This window comes from Cyanobacteriota bacterium (genome assembly GCA_025054735.1).
Taxonomy (GTDB): Bacteria; Cyanobacteriota; Cyanobacteriia; order SKYG9; family SKYG9; genus SKYG9.
In genome coordinates this window covers 1-5,790 of record JANWZG010000253.1, presented here as the reverse complement: position 1 = coordinate 5,790, position 5,790 = coordinate 1, and the positions used below count along the sequence as shown (strand labels likewise).

General features: G+C 47.9%; 6 protein-coding genes. 5 read left to right on the top strand and 1 reads right to left on the bottom strand.

The genetic code is table 11. The annotated features are described in order from the left end of the window. The coding region (locus tag NZ772_12435) for a hypothetical protein (protein ID MCS6814357.1) at positions 1–353 on the top strand (353 nt) is incomplete at its 5' end. A 15-nt stretch (positions 354–368) separates the two neighbouring features. On the opposite strand, the gene NZ772_12430 is transcribed toward NZ772_12435, so the two are convergent. After that, positions 369–2,690: a response regulator gene (locus NZ772_12430; GenBank protein MCS6814356.1), complete on the bottom strand. Its 2,322-nt coding sequence runs from the start codon at positions 2,688–2,690 to the stop codon at positions 369–371. Positions 2,691–2,896: 206 nt separating this feature from the next. Between NZ772_12430 and NZ772_12425 the strand changes: the two genes are divergently transcribed. The 4 genes from NZ772_12425 (at position 2,897) to NZ772_12410 (ending at position 5,761) form a co-directional block, all read left to right on the top strand. After that, positions 2,897–3,631 (top strand): rRNA pseudouridine synthase, encoded by a 735-nt coding sequence (locus NZ772_12425; GenBank protein ID MCS6814355.1) that lies wholly within the window; start codon positions 2,897–2,899, stop codon positions 3,629–3,631. A 74-nt stretch (positions 3,632–3,705) separates the two neighbouring features. Beyond that, positions 3,706–4,659 carry a DUF4115 domain-containing protein gene (locus NZ772_12420; protein ID MCS6814354.1) on the top strand — a complete coding sequence of 318 codons (954 nt, stop codon included), beginning with the start codon at positions 3,706–3,708 and terminating at the stop codon, positions 4,657–4,659. A 97-nt stretch (positions 4,660–4,756) separates the two neighbouring features. Further along, entirely contained in the window at positions 4,757–4,927 is a 171-nt protein-coding gene (locus NZ772_12415) for a hypothetical protein (protein MCS6814353.1), read from the top strand. 66 nt (positions 4,928–4,993) lie between these two features. Continuing rightward, positions 4,994–5,761, top strand: a complete 768-nt coding sequence (locus NZ772_12410) for a thioredoxin domain-containing protein (protein MCS6814352.1) — start codon at positions 4,994–4,996, stop codon at positions 5,759–5,761. Positions 5,762–5,790 lie beyond the last annotated feature (29 nt).

The following is a 5,790-nucleotide window of genomic DNA, read 5'->3' as shown; positions in this document are numbered from 1 at the left end:
AGCAGTATAGCGAAGCATCTCATGCCCTGAATGGTTCAGTCGATCAGCTACGTGCTGAGTTAGAGCAGGCACAGGGGCAAGTTGAGCAACAGAGACAACGGCAAGAGGACTGGTACAACGAGTTGCAGCAACGACAACAAGCTTTAGGTGAGCAGTATCGAGCTGTGGGTGAAGCGTGGGGAAGAGTAAATCTATATCGAGAGCTGTTGCAGCCTGTGCAAGACAATTTGAACACTATTCAAAGTAAGTTAGAGACGATCGCTGGCCTGCTAGCTCAGTTCCAAGAAGCTAATGATAACCAAGCAAGTGCTACTAATGAGCTGAGACAGGTGCTTCAGCCACTATTTAGCTAGCTGGTTACTAGATAGCTAGGACTCAGATTGCTGAGTATATTCCGCTGAATAGATGATAATGCGGTTGCGTCCCATAGCTTTTGCCTGATACATAGCAATATCAGCAGCTTGATAAAGGCTACGGAAGTCTTCTCCATCGTGGGGTGCCTCAGCAACACCGGCACTAAATGTCAGATGCAGGTGCATAGCAGAAGTATTAAGAAAATTCTCTTGTTGTACAATCCGCGATACTTCTTGCAGTCGGTCAGCAGCCTGCTGCTTGGTAATACCATACATGCCTACTAGAAATTCTTCACCTCCCCAGCGGGCAACAATATCTTCTCGGCGAAATGCCTGTTGCAGAATATTAGCGATGCGCTTGATCACCAAGTCTCCCACATCATGCCCATACTGGTCGTTGATGCATTTGAAATGGTCTAGGTCAATAACAGCAAGACAAAAAGGTTGGTGATGACGTTGACGTAGCGCTAAGTAACGGTTAAGTTCTTGGGTAGAACGACGACGATTGGCTACTCCTGTGAGGGGATCAGTTTCTGCCAGATTGCGTAACAGGCGATTGCGTTCCAGGCGGTTAAGGATGCGAGTAATCAGTTCCGGTTCTGTAAAAGGCTTGGGCACGTAATCATCAGCTCCAGCGCTATAAATTTGGAGAATGGTTTCAGGATCTTGATGGGTCGTGAGAAACAAGATAGGCAAGCTGTTCCACGCTTGATCGTTGCGAATTACTTGACATAGCTCAATGCCGTTGATTTTGGGCATTTCAATATCTAAGATCAGCAAATCAGGGCTATCTGCTTCTAAGGTACTCCACAGTTGTCCGGGATCAGCCAGTGTGGTTACGCGAATGCCCCATTGAGATAGGCACTGTTGCAGGGCAACTAGAACCAAAGGATCATCATCGAGCGCTAGCACATGCATCTCAGAAGATCGAGATTGGTTAAGGACATCCCGCACGGTTTCTAGCACTTGGTTTAGGGGCGTAGACTTAGAGATGAAACGATAACTGCCCTGGCGAACTACGGCAAGGCGATCGTAAAGCGTATCCCGCACAGTAAATACCAAGATAGGCACATGAGGCAGTGTCTTTCCTAGTTCTTCTAGCAACACTAGGCCATCATCAACGCCATGAGGAAACTTCAAATCTAGCAAGATGATACTTGGAGTAAGTTGCTTTAGCGTTTCCCTAGCAGAGTTTGGATCAACAGCAGCCTCAACCTGGATTCCGTAGCTAGTGGCCATGGTCTGCAACTGGTTTGCTAGCGCTAAATCGTCATCCACAACCAACAATATGGGATTAACCGTCAACGGTGAAGGCAGATGAGCAACTGGAACTGTTGATAGCGTTGGCGATCGCTGGAGAACTTGTTGTAGCGCCGTGACCAACCTAGACAATTGAGTGTTGTCAGTTTGAGTGGCTGACTTAAACAACCAATCTTCAATCTCTCGCCCTAGCTGTGAACCATCGGGAAACCCAAACATACCGAGGGAGCCTGCTAACTTATGAGCAGCTTGCTGCGCACGTTGATGTAGCGAGTCTGACAATGTGCCAGATTTTAAGGCACCGACTGCTTGCTCTAAAACAGCTAGCCGCTCTAGCACCGATGGCTTAAATTGCTCCCACAGGGCGATCGTTGCTGCCCTCGCTTGAGTTGCTGATGATAAAGAGTCAGGAGACTTTAGGCGATACCCCATTCCATATACAGTATCAATTAAATTCTCAGCCCCCAATGCCTTAAGCTTACGCCGCAGCCGTTTAACGTGTGTCCTAACAGTTTCTTCACTGGGTGCGTCTTCGAATCCCCACAGGTGTTCAAGAATGCTGCTGCTACTAAAAATTCGCTGAGGATTTCTCAGCAGCAATTCTAATAGCCCATATTCTTTGGGTGATAAATTGAGTGGTTGGTTCTTATAGGTAACCTCACAAGTGCTAGGATCCAAACGGAGATAACCCCATGTTAGCACTGGGGAACTAGTGGCAGATCGCCGACGCAACAAGGCTCGAATTCGGGCACAGAGTTCTTCAATTGTGCATGGCTTAACAACATAATCATCGGCCCCAGCGTCTAGCCCCATGACTTTGTCAGAACTTTCTCCTTTAGCAGTCAGCAACAGAATGGGGTTTGTGTACTTATGGTCACGTAGTCGCTGACACAATTGAATACCGTCTAGCTTAGGGAGATTAATGTCTAAAACCACTAGGTCGTAGGTAGTTGCTTGAGCAAAATCCCATCCAGCTTCACCATCTGCAGCAATATCAACAGCGTAGGGTTGAGATGCCAATTGGCGTGCGATGGCTTGAGTTAGTATTTCATCGTCATCAACTAATAATATTCTCATGAAAATATTTCTATGTTTCCATCTAGCACTGTCTACCCCTAGCCTTTCTAGTATAAGAATCTCTTGCCTAACCCTGCCAGATGATGCAATGGATAGTTTGTAACCATCTTGCCATGACTCCTATGTAGCTTTGGGCAATGGCTAGCAGGTTACACGGAAAGTCCGACAATGCGTACCTAAGTTAGGTCAAATAGATTACAAAAGTTATGCCAGAAAGATTACAAAAAGTTCTTGCTCAGTGGGGGCTTACATCTCGACGCAGAGCGGAGCAGTGGATCCTAGCAGGACGAGTAAAAGTCAATGGCATCATTGCTCACCTTGGGCAGATGGCTGATCCCCACGTTGATCAAATTGTGGTAGACGGGGTAGCACTAGAACTAGTCAATCGTCCTCAGCATTGTTCCATCTTGGTGCATAAGCCGATTGGGGTGATTTGCACATGCCATGATCCCTATGGTCGAATGACTGTACTAGATTTGCTACCAAGATCACTACACCAGGGCCAAGGTCTGCACATTGTTGGGCGGCTCGATGCAGACTCAACTGGAGCAGTTTTATTAACCAATGATGGAGCACTTACCAATGCCTTGACCCACCCCCGCCATCATGTTGCTAAAACCTATCGGGTTTGGGTTGACGGTAATCCGTCCGTTTCTACCTTGCAAGAGTGGAGGCAGGGGGTTATGCTAGCTGGCAGAAAAACACTCCCTGCAACAGTTCGGGTGGTAAAGCGAACAGCTACCCAAAGTCTATTGGAAGTTGTGTTGCGAGAGGGGAGAAATCGGCAAATTCGTAACGTAGCAGAGTTGTTAGGGCACCCCGTAGTGAGTTTACATCGAGTTGCAATTGGTAACTTGCAGCTAGGGAATTTACCAGTAGGGCAATATCGTGTGCTTACGCCTACTGATATTAAGTCCTTACGCTCTTTAGTAGAGGGCTAGTTCTCCTAGCAAAGAAGGGTTTATGATCGAGTTCCGGTAGATAGTACAGTTCAGGTGTGAGTCTTGTGAGCGGTATGACAGGTAATGTGATAAAGCGGCTGAGAGGACGTTGGCGTAGTCATGGTCAGGTAGAATCTGCCTTACGTGAAGAGCAAGCTATTAAGTTGCAGGAAATCGGCACTTATCTGCGCCAAGCGCGCGAGCAGCGAGCTTTATCACTAGAGGATATTGAATTGCGCACAAAAATTCAGCCCAGATTACTGAGAGCGATCGAGGCAGGTGATTTGAGCCAACTGCCAGAGCCTGTATTTATCCAAGGCTACATCAAGCTGTTTGCCCAAGCATTAGGTATGGATGGCTCTGCACTGTCAGCGGCGTTTCCTACTGAAACTCTCATGCGGTTGCCTAGAGGCAAGCAATCACGATCGTGGACTAAAGCCCAACTGCAACCTATTCATCTGTATTGTTTATATGCTGGTCTCATCTTTATAGCTGTTAATGGGTTGTCATATTTTATTGGCGATCCATCACTACCAGAAATTATTGAAGTGACCAGTGAACAGCTACAACCATCACTTCCTACTAATCGAACTGGATCTACTTCCACAGCTGTGTCACTTGCGGTGCCTGCAACGTCTGAGTCAAAACAATCCTCTGCTGTCACTGGGTTACAATCCCTGGAACACGCTATCTTTCCAAACTTAGTTCCTGTAGAAGATAGTGCTGACCTGTCAAAGCCAATTCAAGTTGCAATTAAGCTCAAGGAACAGTCGTGGCTGCGGGTTGAAGTTGATGGCAACACTCTACTGGAAGGGGTGCTATCTGAGGGAACTGAACGTGCTTGGGGGGCCAATCAACGGGTTGTAATTCGGGCGGGTAACGCAGGCGGAGTTTTGGTGGCTGTTAATCGTGAGCAGGCAAAGCCCATGGGTGAACCAGGAGCTGTTGAAGAAATGACGATCGCCGCCAAGCCTAGCAGTGTTTCGGCTAGTAATGCTAGTGCAACCATGTTAGATAGGACTGAGTAATCAAGGTCTACTCGATGAGTTAACTGCCCTAACCAACAACAGCAAGTTTCGTCATCACGTTACCGAAGGATTTACGTAAGAGGATTGATCACCATTTATGCTTGTTCTCATCACCCTAGTTGTGTTGGCAACCGCAGCTCTGCTGCCCTATTTTCTGGTGATTGTTCCGCTGAGACTGGTCGATACGATCGCTGGCGGGCTGGGTTGGATACCCACAGTTGCAGTTGTGGCACTGCTGGCATGGGCACTAGGAGGGCGTGACACCTAAAGTCTGGAATTACGCTATGGTAGAAGTCATCATTCATCATTTACATGACTATTAGGACAGGTTGTCATGCCATACTGCGATCGCTGGGTAAAATGTGTTGCCCGATGTTTAGCTGTACTTCTCAGTAGTCTATGGCTAAGTTGGGCCATGCCTGCCCTAGCTGTTGTGGATTCTCAGTTTGAGGCTCAGGTTCTCGATGTGATTCGGGCACATCCAGAGGCAATTTTGGAGTCAGTTCAACGCTACGAGCAACAGCAGCAATCTCAGCGTCAACAGGCTCAGGCAGCAGCATTACGACCCTATCAGACGAATCCTCGCGCCATCATTGGGCAATCTCCTGTGCTAGGAGCACCCCAACGCCAAATCGTATTAGTAGAGTTTTCTGATTTTCAATGCCCCTATTGCGCTAGAGTACATGACACGTTGCAACAGTTTATGACTGCTCATCAGCGGCAGGTAACCTTAGTGTACAAGCACTATCCCCTGAGTCAAATTCATCCCCAAGCCATAGCGGCAGCAAAGGCAGCATGGGCGGCTGGACAGCAGGGGCGATTTTGGGATTACCACGATCGTCTGTTTGCAAACCAAGCTCAACTAGGTGAAGATCTCTACATTGCCTTAGCACGACAACTACATCTAGACGAGCAGCGATTTAATGCCGATCGTGTCAGTCAGAGGGCTGCACAAGCTATCCAGAGTGACATGCAGCTTGGCGATCGCCTTGGCATTCAGGGCACTCCCTTTTTCCTAATGAATGGTGTTCCCTTTGCTGGTGCCATTTCCCTCGATGAGCTAGAGGCACGCCTTGCCCAGTTTGAAGGCAGCACAGCTTGATGGTAACGCCAAGCGTGCAGGTCAACGCT

What these genes read in the sequence shown, in the direction of transcription:
- NZ772_12430 (MCS6814356.1), bottom strand. Translation starts at nt 2,690, where the DNA reads ATGAGAATATTATTAGTTGATGACGATGAAATACTAACTCAAGCCATC.
- NZ772_12425 (MCS6814355.1), top strand. Translation starts at nt 2,897, where the DNA reads ATGCCAGAAAGATTACAAAAAGTTCTTGCTCAGTGGGGGCTTACATCT.
- NZ772_12420 (MCS6814354.1), top strand. Translation starts at nt 3,706, where the DNA reads ATGACAGGTAATGTGATAAAGCGGCTGAGAGGACGTTGGCGTAGTCAT.
- NZ772_12415 (MCS6814353.1), top strand. Translation starts at nt 4,757, where the DNA reads ATGCTTGTTCTCATCACCCTAGTTGTGTTGGCAACCGCAGCTCTGCTG.
- NZ772_12410 (MCS6814352.1), top strand. Translation starts at nt 4,994, where the DNA reads ATGCCATACTGCGATCGCTGGGTAAAATGTGTTGCCCGATGTTTAGCT.